Source organism: Streptomyces sp. NPDC052496, from assembly GCF_040679095.1.
Classification (GTDB): domain Bacteria; phylum Actinomycetota; class Actinomycetes; order Streptomycetales; family Streptomycetaceae; genus Streptomyces.
Genome location: NZ_JBFAUH010000005.1, coordinates 149,966 through 170,558, shown reverse-complemented (window position 1 = coordinate 170,558; position 20,593 = coordinate 149,966). Strand labels below are relative to the sequence as shown.

Annotated in this window: 14 protein-coding genes; 2 read left to right on the top strand and 12 right to left on the bottom strand. The window is 72.3% G+C overall.

All coding sequences use genetic code 11. The features are described from left to right. Positions 1-270: 270 nt before the first annotated feature. The 4 genes from AB0L45_RS09515 to topA all read right to left on the bottom strand — a co-directional run bounded on the left by AB0L45_RS09515 (position 271) and on the right by topA (position 8,279). Complete coding sequence (locus AB0L45_RS09515) at positions 271-1,560, bottom strand: DNA polymerase III subunit delta' (RefSeq protein ID WP_365837768.1); 1,290 nt, start codon at positions 1,558-1,560, stop codon at positions 271-273. A 288-nt stretch (positions 1,561-1,848) separates the two neighbouring features. After that, complete coding sequence (gene tmk / locus AB0L45_RS09510) at positions 1,849-5,085, bottom strand: dTMP kinase (RefSeq protein WP_365837766.1); 3,237 nt, start codon at positions 5,083-5,085, stop codon at positions 1,849-1,851. Positions 5,086-5,148: 63 nt separating this feature from the next. Continuing rightward, the gene (locus AB0L45_RS09505) at positions 5,149-5,409 is read right to left on the bottom strand and encodes a hypothetical protein (protein ID WP_365837764.1); all 261 of its coding nucleotides are present in this window, start codon (positions 5,407-5,409) and stop codon (positions 5,149-5,151) included. An 11-nt stretch (positions 5,410-5,420) separates the two neighbouring features. After that, on the bottom strand, positions 5,421-8,279 hold the full coding sequence (gene topA / locus AB0L45_RS09500; RefSeq protein ID WP_365837762.1) for a type I DNA topoisomerase: 2,859 nt from the start codon (positions 8,277-8,279) through the stop codon (positions 5,421-5,423). A gap of 743 nt (positions 8,280-9,022) precedes the next feature. On the opposite strand from topA, the gene AB0L45_RS09495 reads away from it, so the two are divergent. Beyond that, entirely contained in the window at positions 9,023-9,391 is a 369-nt protein-coding gene (locus AB0L45_RS09495) for a DUF2752 domain-containing protein (RefSeq protein WP_365838063.1), read from the top strand. Between the two features lie 83 nt (positions 9,392-9,474). Here AB0L45_RS09495 and AB0L45_RS09490 read toward each other — a convergent pair whose 3' ends face one another. From AB0L45_RS09490 to bldG, 7 genes are all read right to left on the bottom strand, one after another. Next, positions 9,475-9,876, bottom strand: coding sequence for a hypothetical protein (locus tag AB0L45_RS09490; RefSeq protein ID WP_365837760.1), 402 nt, complete (start codon positions 9,874-9,876; stop codon positions 9,475-9,477). 260 nt (positions 9,877-10,136) lie between these two features. Then, a complete protein-coding gene (locus tag AB0L45_RS09485; RefSeq protein WP_365837759.1) occupies positions 10,137-10,331 on the bottom strand; it encodes a hypothetical protein in 195 nt (64 codons plus the stop codon). Between the two features lie 104 nt (positions 10,332-10,435). Next, positions 10,436-12,010 (bottom strand): class I SAM-dependent methyltransferase, encoded by a 1,575-nt coding sequence (locus AB0L45_RS09480; protein ID WP_365837757.1) that lies wholly within the window; start codon positions 12,008-12,010, stop codon positions 10,436-10,438. 362 nt (positions 12,011-12,372) lie between these two features. Next, a complete protein-coding gene (locus AB0L45_RS09475) occupies positions 12,373-12,954 on the bottom strand; it encodes a small secreted protein (RefSeq protein ID WP_365837755.1) in 582 nt (193 codons plus the stop codon). Between the two features lie 215 nt (positions 12,955-13,169). After that, entirely contained in the window at positions 13,170-15,566 is a 2,397-nt protein-coding gene (locus AB0L45_RS09470; protein ID WP_365837753.1) for a sodium-translocating pyrophosphatase, read from the bottom strand. 1,262 nt (positions 15,567-16,828) lie between these two features. Then, positions 16,829-17,302 carry an ATP-binding protein gene (locus tag AB0L45_RS09465; protein WP_365837751.1) on the bottom strand — a complete coding sequence of 158 codons (474 nt, stop codon included), beginning with the start codon at positions 17,300-17,302 and terminating at the stop codon, positions 16,829-16,831. Between the two features lie 108 nt (positions 17,303-17,410). After that, positions 17,411-17,752, bottom strand: coding sequence for an anti-sigma factor antagonist BldG (gene bldG, locus AB0L45_RS09460; protein WP_004571875.1), 342 nt, complete (start codon positions 17,750-17,752; stop codon positions 17,411-17,413). Positions 17,753-17,807: 55 nt separating this feature from the next. Between bldG and AB0L45_RS09455 the strand changes: the two genes are divergently transcribed. Beyond that, entirely contained in the window at positions 17,808-20,255 is a 2,448-nt protein-coding gene (locus tag AB0L45_RS09455) for a DEAD/DEAH box helicase (protein WP_365837749.1), read from the top strand. Here the strand turns inward: AB0L45_RS09455 and AB0L45_RS09450 are convergent. Next, entirely contained in the window at positions 20,211-20,585 is a 375-nt protein-coding gene (locus AB0L45_RS09450) for a cupin domain-containing protein (RefSeq protein WP_365837747.1), read from the bottom strand. The two genes, AB0L45_RS09455 and AB0L45_RS09450, sit on opposite strands and share 45 nt — an antisense overlap. Between the last annotated feature and the right edge of the window lie 8 nt (positions 20,586-20,593).

Sequence of the window (20,593 nt, the reverse complement as noted above, 5' to 3'; positions counted from 1 at the left end):
GGGTGGATGGGGGGGGGTGGGTGGATGGGCGAAGGGAGGGGTGGGGAGAGGGATAGGCGGGGGTGGTCAGTGGTGGTGAGGGTGGTCGGTGGGAGTGGGTGCGGATGTGGGGGTGGGTTGGGGCGGGTGTCAGGGGGTGGTGGACGGAGCGTATCTGTGTCGGGACGGTCCGTGGGGGTGAGTGGGTGTGCTCGTATGGGTGAGGGAGGAGGGGTGGGGTTGAGGGATGGGGTGGGTTGAGGGGTGGTGGGGGCTGGAGGGCGGGGTGGGTCAGCCCTTGCGGAGGGCTGCTGTCATGGCTTCGACTGCGAGGAGGGGGGCCACGTTGCGGTCGAGGGCCTGGCGGCAGGCGATGACGGCTTCTATCCGGCGCAGCGTGCGTTCCGGGGTGGAGGAGGAGGCGATACGGCGGATGCTGTCGCGGGCCTCGTCGTTGGCGAGCGGGACCGTGGCGTTCAGCTGGACGGCGAGGACGTCGCGGTAGAAGCCGGTGAGGTCGGTCAGGGCGAGGTCGAGGCTGTCGCGCTGGGTGCGGGTGGAGCGGCGCTTCTGCTTGTCCTGGAGCTCCTTCATGGCGCCCGCCGTACCGCGCGGCAGGCGGCCGCCCGTACCGGCGGCGGCGCCGAGGGCGGCGCGCAGCTCTTCCGTCTCCTTGGCGTCGACGTCCTCGGCGACCTGCTTCGCGTCCTCCGTCGCGGCGTCGATCAGTTCCTGGGCGCCCTTGAGGCAGCCGCCGATGTCGTCGACGCGCAGGGGCAGTTTGAGGACGGCGTCGCGGCGGGCGCGGGCCCGTTCGTCGGTGGCCAGGCGGCGGGCCCGCCCGATGTGCCCCTGGGTGGCGCGGGCGGCGGCCGCGGCGGCGTCGGGGTCGATGCCGTCCCGGCGTACGAGGGCGTCGGCGACGGCGGCGACCGGCGGCGTACGCAGGGTCACGTGCCGGCAGCGGGAGCGGATCGTGGGCAGGACGTCCTCGATGGAGGGGGCGCACAGCAGCCAGACCGTACGGGGGGCGGGCTCCTCGACGGCCTTGAGGAGTACGTTGCCCGCGCCTTCGGTGAGGCGGTCGGCGTCCTCCAGGACGATGACCTGCCAACGGCCGCCGGACGGGGACATGGAGGAACGGCGGACCAGGTCGCGGGTCTCCTTCACGCCGATCGAGAGCAGATCCGTACGGACGACCTCGACGTCGGCGTGGGTGCCCACCAGGCTCGTGTGGCAGCCGTCGCAGAAGCCGCAGCCGGGGGCGCCGCCGAGCGCGCGGTCCGGGCTGACGCACTGGAGGGCGGCGGCGAAGGCGCGCGCGGCGGTGGCGCGGCCGGAGCCGGGCGGGCCGGTGAACAGCCAGGCGTGCGTCATCTTGGACGCGCCGGTTCGCGCTGCCGGGTCCGCGCCGTCCGCTGCCGCCCCGTCCACGGCCGTCGCGCCCCCGGCGGCACCGCCCGCGGCCGCCCCGCCCGCCGCCGTGCTCTCGGCGGTGACCAGCGCGTCCGCGTCGCGCGCGGCAGCGGCCAGCTGCTCCGTCAGGCGTTCCTGCCCGACCACGTCGTCCCACACAGCCATCTCGCTGCCCGCCGTTCCTGTCCGTCCTGCCCGTGCCTCGCGCCACCCGCGCGACGCCGGCTCGCCCGTGCCGTCGCTCCGCGCCCGCGCTCGTTCCATTGTGGGGCCTCCCACTGACAGCCGGAGCGGGAGGAGAGGAGAGGCCAGGGGGAGATAAGTACGTAAGAGGGAGAAGGGGGTGGAGTGGGTGGAGGGTGGTCGCTCGGGAAGGGCTGAGCCCCTGGCCGTAGTCCGAAGACCACGGCCAGGGGCTCTCCCTTTCACGGACACATCATCGGTCCGCCGGTCTCACCCCCGGCGCCCCCGCCGGCCGCGCCCCCGCTGCTCGTCCTCGTCCTCGCGCGGGCCGAGCAGTTCGTCGGCCAGGGTCGGGAGGTCGTCCAGCGGGGTCTCCTCGGCCCACTCGGGGCGGCGGCGCGGTGCGGGCTCGACCGGTTCGCCGGTGGCCGGGTCGATCTGCGGGAGTTCCCGCGTACGTTCCACACTCGGGACGCCGGACGCGCCTGACGCCCCGGCCCGCCGCTCCGTACGGCCGTCGTTCTCCTTACGGAACACCCACGCCGGTACGCGGTCCGCCGGGTCGTCCCCGCGCCGCGCCTCCTCGCGCTCCTGCCAGCCGTGGCCCGCCTCGGGGCGTACGGGCGGCAGTACCGCGGTCTCGTCGGAGGCCCCCGGGGCGTCCCGGTGCTGCGGCAGGACGGTGGTCTCCTCCGCGTCGGGGGAAGGCGCTGGTGCGGTACGGTCGCGCCGGCCCAGCCCCGCCATCGGCGTCTCCGTCGTGGGTGCCTCCGCGGCCTCCGCCGCCCGGGCCGCCTCTTCCTCGGCCCTGCGCGCGGCCTCGGCCTCCTCCTTGGCCCGGGCTTCCGCGTCGGCCTTGGCCTTGGCCTCCGCCGCGGCCGCGGCCGCCAGCCGGGCCTGTTCGGCGCGCAGCAGTGCCTCTTCGGCCTTGCGCTGCTTCTCCAGGCGGCGTTCCTCGGCCTCCTTGCGCAGCCGTGCCTCTTCCTCGGCCTGCTTGCGGAGCCGTTCCTGCTCGGCCTGCCGGGCGCGCTCCTCGGCCTCGCGTCGCTGACGCTCCTCCTCGGCGGCCTGGCGGGCCTCCTCCGCGCGCTTCCGGGCCTCCTCGGCCTGGCGGGCGGCCTCGCGGGCCTTGGCCTCCTCGATCTCGCGGCGCTTGCGCTCTTCCTCCTCGGCGCGCAGCTTGGCGAGCTGTTCCTGCCGTTCGCGCTCCTTGCGCTCCTCCTCGGCCTTGCGCGCGGCCTCTTCCTCGGCCTTGCGCCGGGCTTCCTCCTCGGCGGCCTTGCGGGCCTCCTCCTGGGCCTTGATCTCGGCCTCGGACAGCGGCAGCACCTGGTCGAGGCGGTGGCGTACGACGGTGGTGACGGCCTCCGGCTCCTGGCCGGCGTCCACGACCAGGTAGCGCGCCGGATCGGCGGCGGCCAGGGTCAGGAAGCCGGAGCGGACGCGCTGGTGGAACTCGGCGGGCTCGGACTCCATCCGGTCCGGGGCCTCGGTGAAGCGCTCGCGGGCGGTCTCCGGGGAGACGTCCAGCAGGACGGTCAGGTGCGGTACGAGGCCGTCGGTGGCCCAGCGGGAGATGCGGGCGATCTCGGTGGGGGCGAGGTTGCGGCCCGCGCCCTGGTACGCGACGGAGGAGTCGATGTACCGGTCGGTGATGACGACCGCGCCTCGTTCGAGGGCGGGTCGGATCACGCTGTTGACGTGTTCGGCGCGGTCGGCGGCGAACATCAGCGCCTCGGCGCGGTCGGACAGGCCCGAGGTGGACACGTCCAGGATGATCGAGCGCAGCCGCTTGCCGATGGCGGTGGCGCCCGGCTCGCGGGTCACCACGACCTCGTGGCCCTTGCCGCGGATCCACGCGGCGAGCGCCTCGACCTGCGTCGACTTGCCGGCCCCGTCGCCGCCCTCCAGGGCGATGAAGAAGCCGGTGGGGGCCGGTGCCTGGTCCGGGTCGCCGCCGCGCAGGGCCTCGCGCAGGTCGCGGCCGAGGGAGACGCCCTGCCGGTCGTCGACCTTGCCGAGCACCCATGCGGCGACCGGCAGCAGCAGCGCGCCGACCAGCATCAGGGTGAAGGACGCGCCGCCGTGCGAGAAGACGTTCTTGTCGCCTGCCAGGTGGTGCGGGCCGATGGCCGCGGCGAGCAGCGGCGCGACGATGACGGCCAGCGCGACGACCAGCCGGACGACCGCGTGCAGGTGCTCGGTCATACGGGCGGCGCGGGGCTCCTCGGTCTCCTGGTCCAGGAGCGTGTGGCCGGTGTTGGCCGCGATGCCCGCGGCCACCCCGGCGAGCAGCATCAGCAGGACGACCGTCGTGGTGTCCGGGACCAGCCCGGCCGCCAGCAGGGCCAGGCCCGTGACGGCCACGGCGAGGGCCAGCAGGCGGCGCCGGGACAGTGCGGGCAGCACCTTGCGGGCGCCGCGGATGCCGGCGACCGGGCCGGCGCTCAGGCCGAGGACCAGCAGCCCGAAGGCGACCGGGCCGCCGCCCAGGTCGCCGGCGTGCAGGACGGCGACGGAGACGGCAGCGGCGATCGCGCCGGCCACCGCCGCGCAGGCCAGGACGAGCAGCGGTACGGCGTTCGTACGGCCGCGGTCGACGCCGGCGTCGCTCTTGGGGCGGCGCAGGCCCTCCAGGGGGGAGCGCGGGCGCGGTGTCTGCGTACCGGGAAGTTCGAGGAAGTACAGGATCGAGATGGAGGCGGCGAAGAGGCCGGAGGCCACGTACGAGGCCAGCGCGGCCTGGTGATCGTCGAACCAGGCGATGCCGTTGGCCAGCAGCTTGCCGATGAGCGCGACGACGATCAGACCGGCGGCGGCCAGCGGCAACGAGACGAAGGCGGTACGCAGCGACAGGCGGCGCAGCGCGTCCAGGTTGTCCGGCAAGGGGCGCACGGCCGGGCCTTCGCTGCCGGAGTCCGCCCGGTCGGGCGCGGCGGGGGGAGCGGCCGGGGCCGGCGGCGGCGCGGGCAACAGTCCGGGCGCCGCGCTCTCCCGCGCGACGGTCCAGAAGCGCTCGGCCACGCCGACGACGAAGACCGTCACCAGCAGCCAGATCAGTGCGCTGTCAGGGGTCCAGTCGATCCACAGCGGGGCCACGACCAGCAGCGCCAGCCGCACGCCGTCCGCGCCGATCATGGTCCAGCGGCGGTCCAGCGGACCCGACGGCGCGGTCAGCGCGGACAGCGGGCCCAGCAGCACCGCCCCGGAGAGCAGGGTGGCCAGCATCCGGATCGCGAAGACCGCGGCGACGGCGAGAGCCGCGCCCCGGTAGCCGCCGCCGAAGGCCGCCTGGCCGCCGAAGGGTACGTACACCGCCGCTTGCAGCGTCAGCAGTACGAGCACCAGCAGGGCTAGGGCATCGCCGATCGCCCCGACGAACTGTGCGCTCCAGAGCCGCTTCAGTGGGGGGAAGCGGAGCAGGGCTCGCACGGCGCGCTCGCGGGAGTCCGCGACGAGGGCGCCGGATGTGGGGGTCACGACCGTAGGGAGCTCGGCACGCGTCATTCCGCCAGCCTATCGGCCGGATATGACAGGTCCAGCTTCCACCCGAACACCTGGGCGGGCGGGTCAGTCCTCCAGCAGTATGTCGTCGAAGATCTCGATCACCACGATGACGAGCAGACCGTGCGCGACGACGTACTCGACGAGGAGTCCCGGCGCCACCTGGGCCTTGCGGTCGTCCTCGTGCGTGCCGATGTGCGCCGTGGCCTTGTGGTACGGGTCGAGGGCGAGCTTGGCCAGCCCGCGTTCGAACATGTCCCGCCGCTCCGGCGCCATGGCATCGGCGGTCGCCTTCGCCTCGACGGTGTAGGTGACGCGGTACGACAACGTGCTCCCCCTCAGCTCTCCACGCTCTCGGCCGTCTTCTTCGCCGCCGCGGTCGTCTTCTTCGCGGCGGTCGTCTTCTTCGCCGTCGTGGTCTTCTTCGCGGCCGTCGTCTTCTTGGCCGCCGTCTTCTTCGCGGGGGCCTTCTTGGCGGTGGTCTTCTTCGCCGTCGCCTTCTTGGCCGGGGCCTTCTTGGCGGTCTTCTTCTTGGCCGGGCCCTTGGCGCGCTTCTCGGCGAGCAGCTCGTACCCGCGTTCCGGCGTGATCGTCTCGACGTCGTCGTCCCGCCGCAGCGTCGCGTTGGTCTCGCCGTCGGTGACGTACGGACCGAAGCGGCCGTCCTTGACGACCACCGGGCGCTCGCTGACCGGGTCGGTGCCCAGCTCCTTCAGCGGCGGCTTGGCGGCGGCCCGGCCGCGCTGCTTGGGCTGCGCGTAGATGGCGAGGGCCTGCTCCAGCGTGATGTTGAAGATCTGGTCCTCGCTCTCCAGGGAGCGCGAGTCGGTGCCCTTCTTCAGGTACGGGCCGTAGCGGCCGTTCTGCGCGGTGATCTCGACGCCCTCGGGGTCCTTGCCGACGACGCGCGGCAGCGACATCAGCTTGAGGGCGTCCGCGAGGGTGACGGTGTCCAGGGACATCGACTTGAAGAGCGAGGCGGTGCGCGGCTTGACCGCGTTCTTACCGGTCTTCGGGGTGCCCTCGGGCAGGATCTCGGTGACGTACGGGCCGTAGCGGCCGTCCTTGGCGACGATCTGGTTGCCGCTGTCCGGGTCCATGCCCAGCTCGAAGTCGCCGCTCGGCTTGGCGAGCAGCTCCTCCGCGTACTCGACGGTCAGCTCGTCGGGCGCCAGGTCCTCCGGCACGTCGGCGCGCTGGTGGCCCTCGGCGTCCTTCTCACCGCGCTCCACGTACGGGCCGTAGCGGCCGACCCGGAGCATGATGCCGTCGCCGACCGGGAAGGAGGAGATCTCCCGGGCGTCGATCGCGCCGAGGTCGGTGACCAGTTCCTTCAGGCCGCCGAGGTGGTCGCCGTCACCGTTGCCGGCGTCGGAGGCGGCGCCGGCCGCCTCACCCTCGCCGAAGTAGAAGCGGCGCAGCCACGGCACGGACTGGGCCTCGCCGCGAGCGATGCGGTCGAGGTCGTCCTCCATCTTGGCGGTGAAGTCGTAGTCGACCAGGCGCCCGAAGTGCTTCTCCAGGAGGTTGACCACGGCGAAGCTCAGGAAGGACGGCACCAGGGCGGTGCCCTTCTTGAAGACGTAGCCGCGGTCCAGGATCGTGCCGATGATCGACGCGTACGTCGACGGGCGGCCGATCTCGCGCTCTTCCAGCTCCTTGACCAGCGTGGCCTCGGTGTAGCGGGCCGGGGGCTTGGTGGCGTGGCCGTCCGCGGTGATCTCCCGCGCGGTCAGCGGGTCGCCCTCGGCGACCTGCGGCAGGCGCCGCTCACGGTCGTCCAGCTCGGCGTTCGGGTCGTCGGCGCCTTCCACGTACGCCTTGAGGAAGCCGTGGAAGGTGATGGTCTTGCCGGAGGCGCTGAACTCGGCGTCCCGGCCGTCGGCCGCCCGGCCGCCGATCTTGACGGTGACCGAGTTGCCGGTCGCGTCCTTCATCTGGGAGGCGACGGTCCGCTTCCAGATCAGCTCGTACAGCTTGAACTGGTCGCCGGTCAGACCGGTCTCCGCCGGGGTGCGGAAACGATCACCCGAGGGCCGGATCGCCTCGTGCGCCTCCTGCGCGTTCTTGACCTTGCCGGCGTACGAGCGCGGCTTGTCCGGCAGGTACGCGGCGCCGTAGAGCTGCGTCACCTGGGCACGGGCCGCGGAGATCGCGGTGTCCGAGAGCGTCGTGGAGTCCGTACGCATATAGGTGATGAAGCCGTTCTCGTACAGCTTCTGCGCCACCTGCATGGTGGACTTCGCGCCGAAGCCCAGCTTGCGGCTGGCCTCCTGCTGGAGCGTGGTCGTACGGAACGGGGCGTACGGGGAGCGGCGGTACGGCTTCGACTCGACCGAGCGGACCGCGAAGTCGGTGTGCTCCAGGGCGGCGGCCAGCGCGCGGGCGTTGGCCTCGTCCAGGTGGAGGACGTCGCTGTTCTTCAGCTGACCGTTGGGGCCGAAGTCGCGGCCCTGGGCGACGCGGCGGCCGTCGACCGTGGACAGGCGGGCGGCCAGGGTGGACGGGTCGCTGGCATCGCCCACCCGGCCGGTGGAGAACGTGCCGGTCAGGTCCCAGTACTCGGCGGAGCGGAAGGCGATGCGCTCGCGCTCCCGCTCGACGACGAGGCGGGTGGCCACCGACTGCACACGGCCGGCGGACAGGCGCGGCATGACCTTCTTCCACAGGACCGGCGAGACCTCGTAGCCGTACAGGCGGTCGAGGATGCGGCGGGTCTCCTGGGCGTCGACCAGCTTCTGGTTCAGCTCGCGCGGGTTGGCGACGGCGGCCCGGATCGCGTCCTTGGTGATCTCGTGGAAGACCATCCGGTGGACCGGGACCTTGGGCTTGAGGATCTCCTGGAGGTGCCAGGCGATGGCCTCGCCCTCGCGGTCCTCATCGGTGGCGAGGAAGAGTTCGTCGGACTCGGCCAGCAGCTCCTTGAGCTTCTTGACCTGGTCCTTCTTGTCGCTGTTGACGACGTAGATCGGCTGGAAGTCGGCGTCGACGTTCACACCGAGGCGGGCCCAGGGCTCGCCCTTGTACTTCGCCGGGACCTCCGCCGCGCCGTTCGGGAGGTCCCGGATGTGCCCGACGCTGGCCTCGACCACGTAGCCAGGGCCGAGATAGCCCTTGATCGTCTTCGCCTTGGCAGGCGACTCGACGATGACGAGTCGGCGGCCGCCGCCCTGTGCGGTCTCGCTGGTCGGGGACAACTTCGCTCTTCTCTCCGGTCGACGCTGGGGGTAACCCCCCGGGCCGGAGCTCTGGGGGACACTGCGGTGACGCTTGACGCTGCGGAGTGTGACGGTACATCCCGCCCTCGTGTCAAACGGAAAAACCCCGCAACGCCACTCGAACGGTAACCCGACTACATGCCTTCATGCCGCCCGGACCGGACACCGGCCGCCGACCGGACCCGGCGTGTTCCCGGTCCGCGGCGGGGCCGGGACGGTGCGGCGGGGCGGCCGGCCCGCGGGCCGCGCCGGCCGGATGGACGGTGGCCGTATCCGTTCTCACCCCGTACTGTCCCCTTTCGACTGCGCCCTCTCACCAGGGGGTGTGGATCCGCGGTGGGGGTGGGGGTAGGGGCGGGTCCGGGGCCGGGCCGGGGGCTGATCCGGGGCGGGTGCGGGCCGGGGGCTGGTCCGGGGCGGGGCGGGGCGGGAAGTGGCTGAGGTGGTGGCAGATTTTGTGGCTGAGGTGGCTGAGGTGACTGAGGTAATGGCTGAGGAAGTGGCTGGAGGTGTCGGTGCGGGGCGTCACGGGGCGGGGCGATGGTCCGGGAAGGGGCGGGAAAATGGACCGGCCGGGCACGGGAGCGACGCTCAGGCAGCCATGTTTTGCCCTGAATCGGGGCGACTACGCCAGGTCGTCAGGCCGGGGGCCGGACCGGTGAGCGCATGGTGAGTACCTCGTGAACGCCCCGCCCTCCCCCACCGCCGTACGGAAGGCGACGGTGCGCCGCGCGGCGCTCGCCGTCGGCGTCGGAGCCCTCGGTGCGGCCTACCTCTGGCACACCAACCCGCACGAACCGGGGCATGTGCTGCTGCCGTGCCCGTTCCGCTGGGCGACCGGGCTGCTGTGCCCGGCGTGCGGCGGGACACGGATGGCGTATGACCTGCTGCACGGCGACCTCGTGGCGGCCTTCCACGACAACGCCGTCCTGCTGGCCCTGGGCGTGCCGGCCGCCGCGTACATGACCGGGCGGTGGCTCTACGCCGGCCTGCGCGGACGCCGGTTCCGGGCCCGCCTCGGAGCGCGCGGCAACGCCGTCGTCCTCGGCATCGCCGCGGTCTGGATGCTGGTGCGCAATCTCACGGGCTGAAACCGGCCGCCGGGCGCGCCGCGGGGGGGGGGAGCGGCGCGCCCGGCGTACCGGTGCGTATGGGTGGTGTTCCGGGGACCGGCTCAGCGGACCGTGACGGTGATCACCGGCGAGAGCACGCCGCCGCCGGCCATCCGCAGCTGGTTGACGCCCTTGAGGCCCAGCTTCACGCGGAGCGAGTAGCCACCGGTCTTGTTGACGCCCACGCTCGCGGGCAGCGAGACCCACTTGGCGCCCTGCTTCTGCTGGACGGCGACCTTCGTGCCGGCCTTCAGGCCCGTGGAGGTGCCGGAGATACGGAACTCCTGCCACGCCTTGACCGAGCCGGTGCTCGCCTTGGCGGTGAGCGTGGCCTTCTGCGGCGCCTTGGCGGCGACGGAGTGGGCGGCCGGGGACGCGGGAGCGGCGGAGGCGGCGGCCGCGGTCCCGGCTACGAGTGCGGCGCTGAGAACACCTGCGGCGGCAAGGCGGTATGCACGGTTCATTACGTGTTCCTCCCTATTGGGCCGGTTGATGGCCTTCACACAGGAACACGGGCGTCTGGCCGTGTCGGTTGCCTCACATCGGCATAAGATTTTTTAAGCGCCGGAAGTGAACGCCCGTGATCAGCAATGCAGTTGATCACGCAACGAAAAGATCAGCGAAGAAGTCGACGAAGAAGTCGACGAAGAGATCGACGACGAGGTCAGCGAAAAGACCGCCACCCGGACGGCGGTGCCGGTGCGGCGACCGGCCGTCCTCGACGCTACAGCGGCAGCAGCCAGCACCCCGTCGCCAGGAACACCACTCCGAAGAGCAGCGCCAGCGCCGTGCCGGACGACCGGCTCACCCCGTCGGCGACCGGTTCCCCGGACCGTACGCACACGCCCGTCCACACCAGCAGGCCGGCGCCGAACAGCGCGAAGGCCACACCGGCGAACGCCTCGGGTCCACTCTCCATGCGGGCAGCGTGGCACCCCCGGGCGGCGCGGCGGCGAACTACGGGTGAATGCCACCCGCCCGGTGTGTGCGTCGTATCCCTACCCTCCTACCCTCCTCCCCTCCTCAGCCCTTCCCGGCCGGCACCGGCTCCAGGAAGCCCTGTTCGACCAGCGTCCGGATCGCGTCCGGCGTGCGGTCGCGCAGCGACACCGGGTCCTCGCCGACCAGTTGCGCGATCGCGTCGAGGATGCGGCCGGCGGGCAGCGAACCGTCGCAGACCCCGGCGAAGCCCGCGCCGACCGTGTCCACCTTCGTGGCGCGCCGCATGCCGCGGTTCTGCCGCAGTACGACGTGCTCCGGGTCCTCGGCGCCGGGCAGCCCGACCTGCTCCTGCACGACCTCGTCGGCGAGCCGGAAATGCCCGGCGAGCAGCGCCGCGTCGTCCGTCGCGCGCAGATAGTCCTGGCGTTCGAAATGGGCGACGACCGCGGTGCCCAGCGGCTGTTCGACCGGGTGCGGCCATTCCTCGATCGTGATCGACGGGTCCTCCGCGCCCGACTTGCGCAGCGTGATCCAGCCGAAGCCGACGGCCTTGGTCTTACGGGCCTCGAACTCCTCCAGCCAGGCGTCGTAGCGCGCCGCGTACTCCTCGGGGCCGGTCCGGTGGTCGCCGGCGTCGCGCAGCCACAGCTCGGCGTACTGCGTCACGTCCTGGACCTCGCGCTGCACGATCCACGCGTCACAGCCGCGCGGCACCCAGGAGCGCAGCCGGTCGCGCCAGTCCTCGCCCTCGACGTGCTGCCAGTTGGCGAGGAGCTGGCAGTACCCGCCGTCGTTCAGGTGGTCCGCCGCCTGCTGGACGATGGTGCGGCACAGGTCGTCGCCGCCCATGCCGCCGTCCCGGTAGGTCAGCCGGGCGCCCGGGGAGATCACGAAGGGCGGGTTGGACACGATCAGGTCGTACGTCTCGGTGCCGCGCTCCGCCGGGCCTCCCCCGCCCACCGGTTCGAACAGCGAGCCCTCGCGGAGGTCGGCGGCGGGCACGCCGGACAGGGCCAGCGTCAGCGCGGCGATGCGCAGCGCCCGCGGGTTCAGATCGGTGGCCGTGACCTCGGTGGCGTACACGGACGCGTGCAGCGCCTGGATGCCGGAGCCGGTGCCGAGGTCGAGGACCTTGGCGACGGGGGTGCGGACGGTGATCCCGGCGAGCGTCGTGGACGCGCCGCCGACGCCCAGCACCAGCTGCGCGCGGTCCACGCCCGCGGCCTCCTCGGCGGCCCGGATGCCGCCCGCGCCGCCGACCGCGCAGCCCAGGTCGGAGACGATCCACCAGTCCTGCCCGTCCGGTCCGCCGTACGGGCGCACGTCCACGCTCGCCCGGATCTCGTCGCCGTCGCGCACCAGCCAGCCGTCGGCGAGGCAGTCGGCCACCGGCAGCGCGGCGGCGGCCCGGTCGTACGGCACTGGGCGCTGGAGCAGGAACAGCCGCACCAGGGTGGGCAGCGGTCCGCCGCCCCGGGTCGCGCGCAGCGCCGGGACGGTCTCGCTGCGGGCCAGCGCGGCGTAGGCGGGCGCGCCGAGCAGCTCCAGCAGCCCGTCGGCGGTGAAGCCGGCGGTCAGCAGCGCCGCGCGCAGCCGGGCGGTGCGGGCGGCGGAGTCGGGGTCTCGAAGGTCAGCGGTGGGGAGGTGCGTACTCACGCTCCCATTGTCAGGCCAACCACTGACAAACGGCCACGGCCCGGTCGCACCGCGGTCACCGGGGTGCGCCCGACGGCGTGTCGGACGCGGCGCCGCCGTACCCGGCGGCGTGTCGGACAGGATGCCGCCGTACCTGACTGGGCGTCGGGCGCGTCGCTCGCCGTACCTGGCTGCGTGTCGGGCGCGGCGTCCGCCGTATCTGGCTACGTGTCGGACAGGCCGCCGTCGGACCTGACTGGGCGTCGGGCGCGTCGCCCGCCGCACCTGACGGCGTACCGGAAGCGCCCGGTCGTGCCCGTGCCCGGCCACGCCCGGCGCTCCGAGGGCGACGCCTCGCCGCCGCTGCTCCGCCGCCCGCCCGGCTACTTCTTCGGCGAGGCGGACCCGCCGCCCTCGGTCGCCTTCTGGTTCTGGCAGCCGGACTGCCCGGCCATCGCCTTGCCGACGTCGCCGGACTCCAGCTTCTTGAACGCCTGTTCGCTCTTCTTGTTGAGCTTGTTGATGCCGTCGGACAGCGTCCGCAGGCCGTCGGCGAACTTGCCCTTGTCGCCGGTGTCCAGGCCGTCGACCTGCTTCTTGAGGTCGGCGTAGCCCTTGGACAGGTCGTTCAGCTCCTTGACCGCGTTCTTCTGGGACTCCTCGCCGCCGTCGGCGGGCGGCGCGCCCGCCTGGTCGAGGGACTTCGCCAGCGACGCGTAGGCGTCGGAGATCTGCTGGAACGCCTTGGAGTCGGCCTCCTGGACCTTCTTGGAGTCGGTGCCGCCGCTGTCGGCCGTCTGCATGGACGTGTTGGCGTCCTGGATCTTCTTGAACTGGGCCTGGGCGGGGTCGCAGAACTTCTTGGCCCAGTCGTCGAGCTTTTTGTTGCCGTCGTCGCTGCAGCCGGTCAGCGCGAGCATCAGTGCCGCACCGCCGGACAGCGCGGCCACAAGCGTCTTCTTCACCGGATCGGTCCCTTCCATGGCTCTCGGCCCCGGAACATACACGTCCGAAGGCCCCTGGCCATGAGCCGGTCGGTCCGTACGGCACGCATTGCAGCCATTTGCACCAAGCCCCGTGCCGCGGCCGGACGCACAGCAGGGCGGGCGGACGGCGCGCTCAATGCACGCCGTCCGCCCGCCCGTTGAGCGGCGCGGACGCCCCGTCGGCCGAAGGACCGCTAGGACACCACCGCCGGGTCGGCGGTCTGCGCCACCGTCCCCGAGTTGTTGTCTTCGTCACCCACCGCGATGCCGCGGCGCTTGGAGATGTACACCGCGCCGACGATGACCGCGATGGCCACACCGGCGGCCACGATCCGTACGCCGATGTTCTTGTCCGCGCCGTAGCTGAACTTCACGACGGCGGGCGCGATCAGCAGCGCCACCAGGTTCATGACCTTCAGCAGCGGGTTGATCGCGGGGCCCGCGGTGTCCTTGAACGGGTCGCCGACCGTGTCGCCGATGACGGTCGCGGCGTGCGCCTCGCTGCCCTTGCCGCCGTGGTGGCCGTCCTCGACCAGCTTCTTCGCGTTGTCCCAGGCGCCGCCGGAGTTGGCGAGGAAGACCGCCATCAGGGTGCCGGTGCCGATCGCGCCGGCGAGGAACGAGCCGAGCGCGCCGACGCCGAGCGAGAAACCGACGGCGATCGGCGTGAGCACCGCCAGCAGGCCGGGGGTGGCCAGCTCGCGCAGCGCGTCCTTGGTGCAGATGTCCACGACACGCCCGTACTCGGGCTGCTCCGTGTAATCCATGATCCCGGGCTTCTCGCGGAACTGCCGCCGCACCTCGTAGACGACCGAGCCGGCCGACCGGGACACCGCGTTGATCGCCAGCCCCGAGAACAGGAAGACGACGGAGGCGCCCAGCACCAGGCCGACCAGGTTGTTCGGCTGCGAGATGTCCAGGCTCAGGCCCATGCCGCGGGCGGCGTCGCCGACGTCCCGTACGGCCGTGGCGATCGCGTCGCGGTACGAGCCGAACAGCGCGGCCGCGGCCAGTACCGCCGTGGCGATGGCGATGCCCTTGGTGATGGCCTTGGTGGTGTTGCCGACGGCGTCGAGGTCGGTGAGGACCTGCGCGCCGTCGCCGGTGACGTCACCCGACATCTCGGCGATGCCCTGGGCGTTGTCGGAGACCGGGCCGAAGGTGTCCATCGCGACGATGACGCCGACGGTGGTCAGCAGGCCGGTGCCGGCCAGCGCCACCGCGAACAGCGCCAGCATGATGGACGCGCCGCCCAGCAGGAACGCGCCGTACACGGCCAGGCCGATCAGCACCGCGGAGTAGACCGCGGACTCCAGACCGATGGAGATCCCGGAGAGCACCACCGTCGCCGGGCCGGTCAGGGAGGTCTTGCCGATGTCCCGTACGGGCCGCCGGCTGGTCTCCGTGAAGTAGCCGGTGAGCTGCTGGATGAGCGCGGCCAGCACGATGCCGATGGCGACCGCCACCAGCGCCAGCAGCCGCGGATCGCCGCTGCGGGCCAGGATCGCGGGGTCCGTGACGCCGGACAGGTCGGCGTAGGAGGACGGCAGGTACGTGAAGACCGCGACCGCCACCAGGACCAGCGAGATGGCCGCGGAGATGAAGAAGCCACGGTTGATGGCGGTCATGCCGCTGCGGTCGGAGCGCCGGGGCGCCACGACGAAGATGCCGATCATGGCGGTGATCACACCGATGGCCGGGACCAGCAGCGGGAAGGCCAGGCCCGAGTCGCCGAAGGCGGCCATGCCCAGGATGAGCGCGGCGACCAGCGTCACGGCGTACGACTCGAAGAGGTCGGCGGCCATGCCCGCGCAGTCGCCGACGTTGTCACCCACGTTGTCCGCGATGGTCGCGGCGTTGCGCGGGTCGTCCTCGGGGATGCCCTGCTCGACCTTGCCGACGAGGTCGGCGCCGACGTCGGCGGCCTTGGTGAAGATGCCGCCGCCGACCCGCATGAACATCGCGATCAGCGCGGCGCCGAGGCCGAAGCCCTCCAGGACCTTCGGGGCGTCGACCGCGTAGACGAGCACCACACAGGACGCGCCCAGCAGGCCGAGCCCCACGGTGAACATGCCGACGACGCCACCCGTACGGAAAGCGATCTTCATGGCCTTGTGCGATACGGCCGTGAGATCCTTTTTCGCTTCGCCCTCGGCCGGCGTGGCTTCCCGGGCCGCGGCCGCGACGCGCACATTGCTGCGCACCGCCAGCCACATCCCGATATAGCCGGTGGCGGCCGAGAATCCGGCGCCGATCAAGAAGAAGACGCTGCGCCCGGCGCGCTGCGTCCAGTTGTCCGCGGGCAGCAGCATGAGCAGGAAGAACACCACCACGGCGAAAACGCCGAGGGTGCGCAACTGCCGGGCGAGATAGGCATTCGCGCCTTCCTGCACGGCGGCGGCGATCTTCTTCATGCTGTCGGTTCCCTCACCGGCGGCCAGCACTTGCCGCACCAGCACCGCCGCGACGGCCAGTGCCGCGAGCGCCACGACGGCGATCACCAGCACCATGCCGCGGTTGCCCGACGTCAGCGATGGCTCGGCCAGGTAAGAGGGGTGTTCCAGCAACTGAGGGGTGTAAGGCCCCGCCATTCGTCCTCCTTGACGTTTGGCACATGGGCGCGCGGATGCACGCTCAGGCGTCCTGAGCAAAGTTGTGGACGGATTGTAGGTAGCGGCACCAGATCAAAACAGGGCGCCTCAAAGGGAATTCGCCGGTAGCGGCCGAGATCGTTCGAAGAACGGACGGAGATCGGACAGAGATCAGGCGAACGAGCAGCGAAGATCGAAAATAGCGGGGCCGTTGCCGGGCTGCCGCAATTTCGCCTGGACGAATGAATGCGAATATTGAGCTGACAACTGAATGATGATCTAAGGGTCCTACTGACGGCCCTGCTCACGAAGGTGCGGAGCCCCGCCGGGCGGCGCGCGGACCGGGCGCGGGCGAAACCGCCGGCCCGGGCCGGCGCGCGGGCGCGGACCGGCGCGAGCACCCGCTCGGGCGCCCGGCGGGGCCCCGACGGCGCCCTGGGCAGGGCGCGGGCGGCGGCGGGGCGCGATGGGCAGCGGCGGGGTGCCGTAGGCGCTGGGTGGCGCGGACACCCGTACCACCGCGGAAGTACACAGTCCGGTACGGGCCGTACGGCTCCGGGACGACGACGCGCCGTACGCCCTGTACGGCCAGGTGGGGAGGCGGGAGGGCTGGGGGAGGTGGGGGGCCAGGGAAGGCGGGGGAAGGCGGGAGCTTCGGGGAAGGCAGGGGGTCGGGGAAGGTGGGGGTCTGGGAAAGCGGGAGGTTCGGGGAGGTGTGGGTGTGTGGGCTGTGGGCACTCGGATGGGTTCGGGGGCGCAGGTGGGCTTCGGGGAGCGTGGTGAGGCGGGGCGTGCCGATGTGGCCTGAAGAGGCGGGTACGAGTGCTTGGGCAGCCGGGGCGGGTCGTGGCCGAGGAGGGGCCTTCGAAGGCGCACGAAAGAAGTGCGGGGCGTACGGCCGAATGGGGGCGCCCGGGGACAGAGCGGTGACGGAGGGGGTGGCGGGGGGCGTGACGTGAGGGCGGCAAAGGCGGGGACGGGGCTCTGGGAGCAGCTTGGAGCAGCCTGCGGCGGTGCGGGAGCGGGGACGACGGCCCGGCAGCGCAGGAACGGGGACATCCAGGCAGTACGGGCAGTACGGGCAGTACGCGCGGCACAGGCCGTACAGGCAGTACGCGCGGCACAGGCCGTACAGGCTCAGGCAGCCGCCACAGCGGGCGCCACCGGCTCAGCTGAACGTCACAGCCCTACCGGGCGTGAATGAACGTCACAGCACGGTCAGGCGTGAATGAACGTCACAGCAGTACGGGCTCAGCCCGCCGTCACGGCAGTACCGGCGCCGGCGTCGTCGGCCAGCTCATGCGGATGATGCCGCCGGTCTCGCCGGAGGTCACCTCGACGTCGTCGACCAGCCCGCTGATGACCGCGAGCCCCATCTCGTCGTCGCCCTCCGCCGCGTCGCCGTTGTCCGAGGCGGGGCCGCCGGGCAGCGGCTCTCCGTCGAGGCCACGGACGCCGGGCACCGCCCCGGCACCGGCCGGGCTTCCCGGCACCTCGTCGCCCACCTCGATCGAGAACTTCTTCTCGTCCTCGACCAGGGCGACCCGCACCGGGGCCGAGATGTTGTTGGTGCGGTGCAGCCCCACCGCACGGGTGCACGCCTCACCGACGGCGAGCCGAACCTCGTCCAGCACGGCCTCGTCCACGCCGGCCCGCCTCGCCACGGCAGCCGCGACCAGTCGCGCGGTGCGGACGTGCTCGGGAAGGGCGCTGAAGCGGAGTTCGACGGTGGCCATGCCATCCCCCTCGGTATGCGGGCGTGCAACGCAGGGGGCCGGACCGCCAAGCCCGGTTCCCCCCACTGCTTCCAACCCCCGCGCCGCGGCGCGGGGACCGGCAAGCCGTCAGTCGGTGGCTGCGACGGCTTCGTCGACCGAGGTGTGAATCGGGAACACCTTGGTCAGTCCGGTGATACGGAAGATCTTCAAAATGCGCTCCTGGTTGCAGACCAGGCGCAGCGAGCCCTCGTGGGCACGCACCCGCTTGAGCCCGCCGACCAGAACGCCGAGCCCCGTGGAGTCCAGGAAGTCGACACGCTCCATGTCCACCACGAGGTGGTAGCTTCCGTCGTTCACGAGCTCGACCAGCTGCTCCCGCAGCTTGGGCGCGGTGTATACATCAATCTCGCCACCGACCTCGACGACCGTACGGTCGCCAACGGTCCGGGTCGACAGGGACAGGTCCACGGATCCTCCAGCACCTTGCTATCGAGCGGTCGCCCCCCATGGATCGGCAGCCGCGATGGCATTCAATCACTTACCAGCAGGCGTGCACGACGCCTTGTGCGCATTGTCCGTCACACCGGTGACACACTCGGTGCCGATGGCCTCCAATCAGCTGCCCCCGGACGGGGGCACCAGCCCCTCCCCGCGCACGGTCCTGGACCGTCTCACTCAGGGGGCGTCCCGCGCTACGCGCATCACTCATACGGAGCACTTGCCCCCGCGCATCGGCAGCCATGCGGAATGGCCCGCACGGATCCGTCCGGAGGTGGTGGAAGCCGTGCGCGCCGCCGGGATCGAGCGTCCCTGGGCCCACCAGGCCCGTACGGCGGAACACGCTCTGCGGAGCGAATCGGTCGTCATCGCCACCGGTACGGCGTCGGGAAAATCACTCGCTTACCTGGTCCCGGTGCTGTCCGGGCTCCTGGACGGCTCGGCGGCGCCGAACGGGCGCGGCGCCACCGCCCTGTACCTCGCGCCCACCAAGGCGCTCGCCGCCGATCAGCGGCGCGCCGTCGGCGAACTCGCCGCGCCGCTCGGTACCGCGGTGCGGCCGGCCGTGTATGACGGCGACACGCCGGTCGAGGAACGCGAGTGGGTACGCCAGTACGGCAACTACGTCCTGACCAACCCCGACATGCTCCACCTGGGCATCCTCCCGGCCCACCCCCGCTGGTCGTCCTTCCTGCGCGCCCTGCGCTATGTCGTCATCGACGAGTGCCACAGCTACCGCGGCGTGTTCGGCTCGCACGTGGCCCAGGTCGTACGCCGCCTCCGGCGTGTCTGTGCCCGGTACGGCTCCGAGCCGGTCTTCCTGCTGGCCTCGGCCACCGCCGCCGAACCGGCGCAGGCGGCCGAACGGCTGACCGGGCTGCCGGTGGCCGAAGTGACGGAGGACACCTCACCGCGCGGCGAGGTGGTCTTCGCCCTGTGGGAGCCGCCGCTGACGGAGCTGCACGGCGAGCAGGGCGCCCCCGTCCGCCGTACCGCCACCGCCGAGACCGCCGACCTGCTGACCGACCTCGCCCTCCAGGACGTACGCACCCTCGCCTTCGTACGGTCGCGGCGCGGCGCCGAACTGATCGCCCTGATCGCGCAGGAGCGGCTGGGGGCGGTCGAACGGTCCCTGGCGCACCGGGTGGCCGCCTACCGGGGCGGCTACCTGCCCGAGGAACGGCGCGCCCTGGAGCGCGCCCTGCACACCGGTGACCTGCTCGGCCTGGCCGCGACCACAGCCCTGGAGCTGGGCGTGGACGTCTCCGGGCTCGACGCCGTACTGATCGCCGGGTATCCGGGCACCCGTGCCTCCCTGTGGCAGCAGGCCGGCCGCGCGGGTCGCGCCGGGCAGGGCGCGCTCGCCGTCCTCGTCGCCCGCGACGACCCGCTGGACACCTACCTCGTCCACCACCCCGAGGCGCTCTTCGACCAGCCCGTCGAGTCCACCGTCCTGGACCCGGACAACCCGTACGTGCTCGCCCCCCACCTGTGCGCGGCCGCCGCGGAACTCCCGCTCACCGAAGAGGACTTCCCGTTGTTCGGCCCGGCAGCGCCGGGGCTGCTGCCCTCCCTGGAGGCGCGCAAGCTGCTGCGCCGCCGCGCCAAGGCATGGCACTGGACCCGTCGTGAGCGGGCCGCCGACCTCGCCGACATCCGCGGGCAGGGCGGCTCGCCCGTACAGGTCGTGGAGGCGGGCACCGGCCGTCTGCTGGGCACGGTGGACGCGGCCGCCGCGCACACCACCGTCCACGACGGCGCCGTCCACCTCCACCAAGGCCGTACGTACGTCGTCGAACACCTCGACCTGGAGGACGACGTGGCCCTGGTCGAACAGGCCGACCCGCCGTATTCGACGACCGCCCGCGACACCACCGCCATCGCCATCCTGGAGACCGAGACGGAGGTCGCCTGGGGCGACGCCCGGCTGTGCTTCGGGTCGGTCGAGGTCACCAACCAGGTCGTCTCCTACCTGCGCCGCCGGCTGATCACCGGTGAAGTGCTGGGCGAGACCAAGCTGGACCTGCCGCCCCGTACGCTGCGCACCCGGGCCGTGTGGTGGACCGTCACCGAGGACCAGCTGGACGCGGCCCGGGTCAACCCCGAGCAACTCGGCGGCGCCCTGCACGCCGCGGAGCACGCCTCGATCGGCCTGCTGCCGCTGTTCGCCACCTGCGACCGCTGGGACATCGGCGGCGTGTCCCTGCCCCTGCACCCCGACACCCTCCTTCCCACCGTCTTCGTGTACGACGGCCACCCGGGCGGCGCGGGCTTCGCCGAACGCGCCTTCCACACCGCCCCCGAGTGGCTGGCCGCCACCCGCAAGGCCATCGCCTCCTGCGAGTGCGAGGCCGGCTGCCCGTCCTGCATCCAGTCCCCCAAGTGCGGCAACGGCAACGACCCCCTCCACAAACGAGGCGCCGTACGGCTACTGACCGAACTCCTCAAGCACGCTCCCAAGCCGACCTCCTGATGCCCTGACACCTGTCGCGGTTGTCACGGGCGGGACGGCCTCGAAGATGACCAGGGTGCCCCGGCTTCCCGCTCGGACGGCGTGGAGCGCCCCTGCCGGGACCAGGTACAGCTCGCCCGGGCCCACCGAGACGTCCGCGCCGCCCACCGACAGCTCCAGCCTTCCCTCGACCACGAACAGCGCCTCGGCCGTTCCGTGGACCTCCTCCTCTCCCGGCGCCTCGTCCATCCGCAGCACCTTCACGCAGGCCGCGCCCACCTTTCCCAGGGGCCGCGAACTCCACGCTGCCGGCAGGACGGCCGCCGCTTCACGGATGTCGATCGCACTCATGGCACGCC

Excerpts from the sequence above, each read along its gene's own strand:
- AB0L45_RS09485 (WP_365837759.1), bottom strand. The coding sequence starts at position 10,331 with ATGGAGAGTGGACCCGAGGCGTTCGCCGGTGTGGCCTTCGCGCTGTTC.
- AB0L45_RS09515 (WP_365837768.1), bottom strand. The coding sequence starts at position 1,560 with ATGGCTGTGTGGGACGACGTGGTCGGGCAGGAACGCCTGACGGAGCAG.
- tmk (WP_365837766.1), bottom strand. The coding sequence starts at position 5,085 with ATGACGCGTGCCGAGCTCCCTACGGTCGTGACCCCCACATCCGGCGCC.
- AB0L45_RS09490 (WP_365837760.1), bottom strand. The coding sequence starts at position 9,876 with ATGAACCGTGCATACCGCCTTGCCGCCGCAGGTGTTCTCAGCGCCGCA.
- AB0L45_RS09455 (WP_365837749.1), top strand. The coding sequence starts at position 17,808 with ATGGCATTCAATCACTTACCAGCAGGCGTGCACGACGCCTTGTGCGCA.
- AB0L45_RS09450 (WP_365837747.1), bottom strand. The coding sequence starts at position 20,585 with ATGAGTGCGATCGACATCCGTGAAGCGGCGGCCGTCCTGCCGGCAGCG.
- AB0L45_RS09470 (WP_365837753.1), bottom strand. The coding sequence starts at position 15,566 with ATGGCGGGGCCTTACACCCCTCAGTTGCTGGAACACCCCTCTTACCTG.
- AB0L45_RS09465 (WP_365837751.1), bottom strand. The coding sequence starts at position 17,302 with ATGGCCACCGTCGAACTCCGCTTCAGCGCCCTTCCCGAGCACGTCCGC.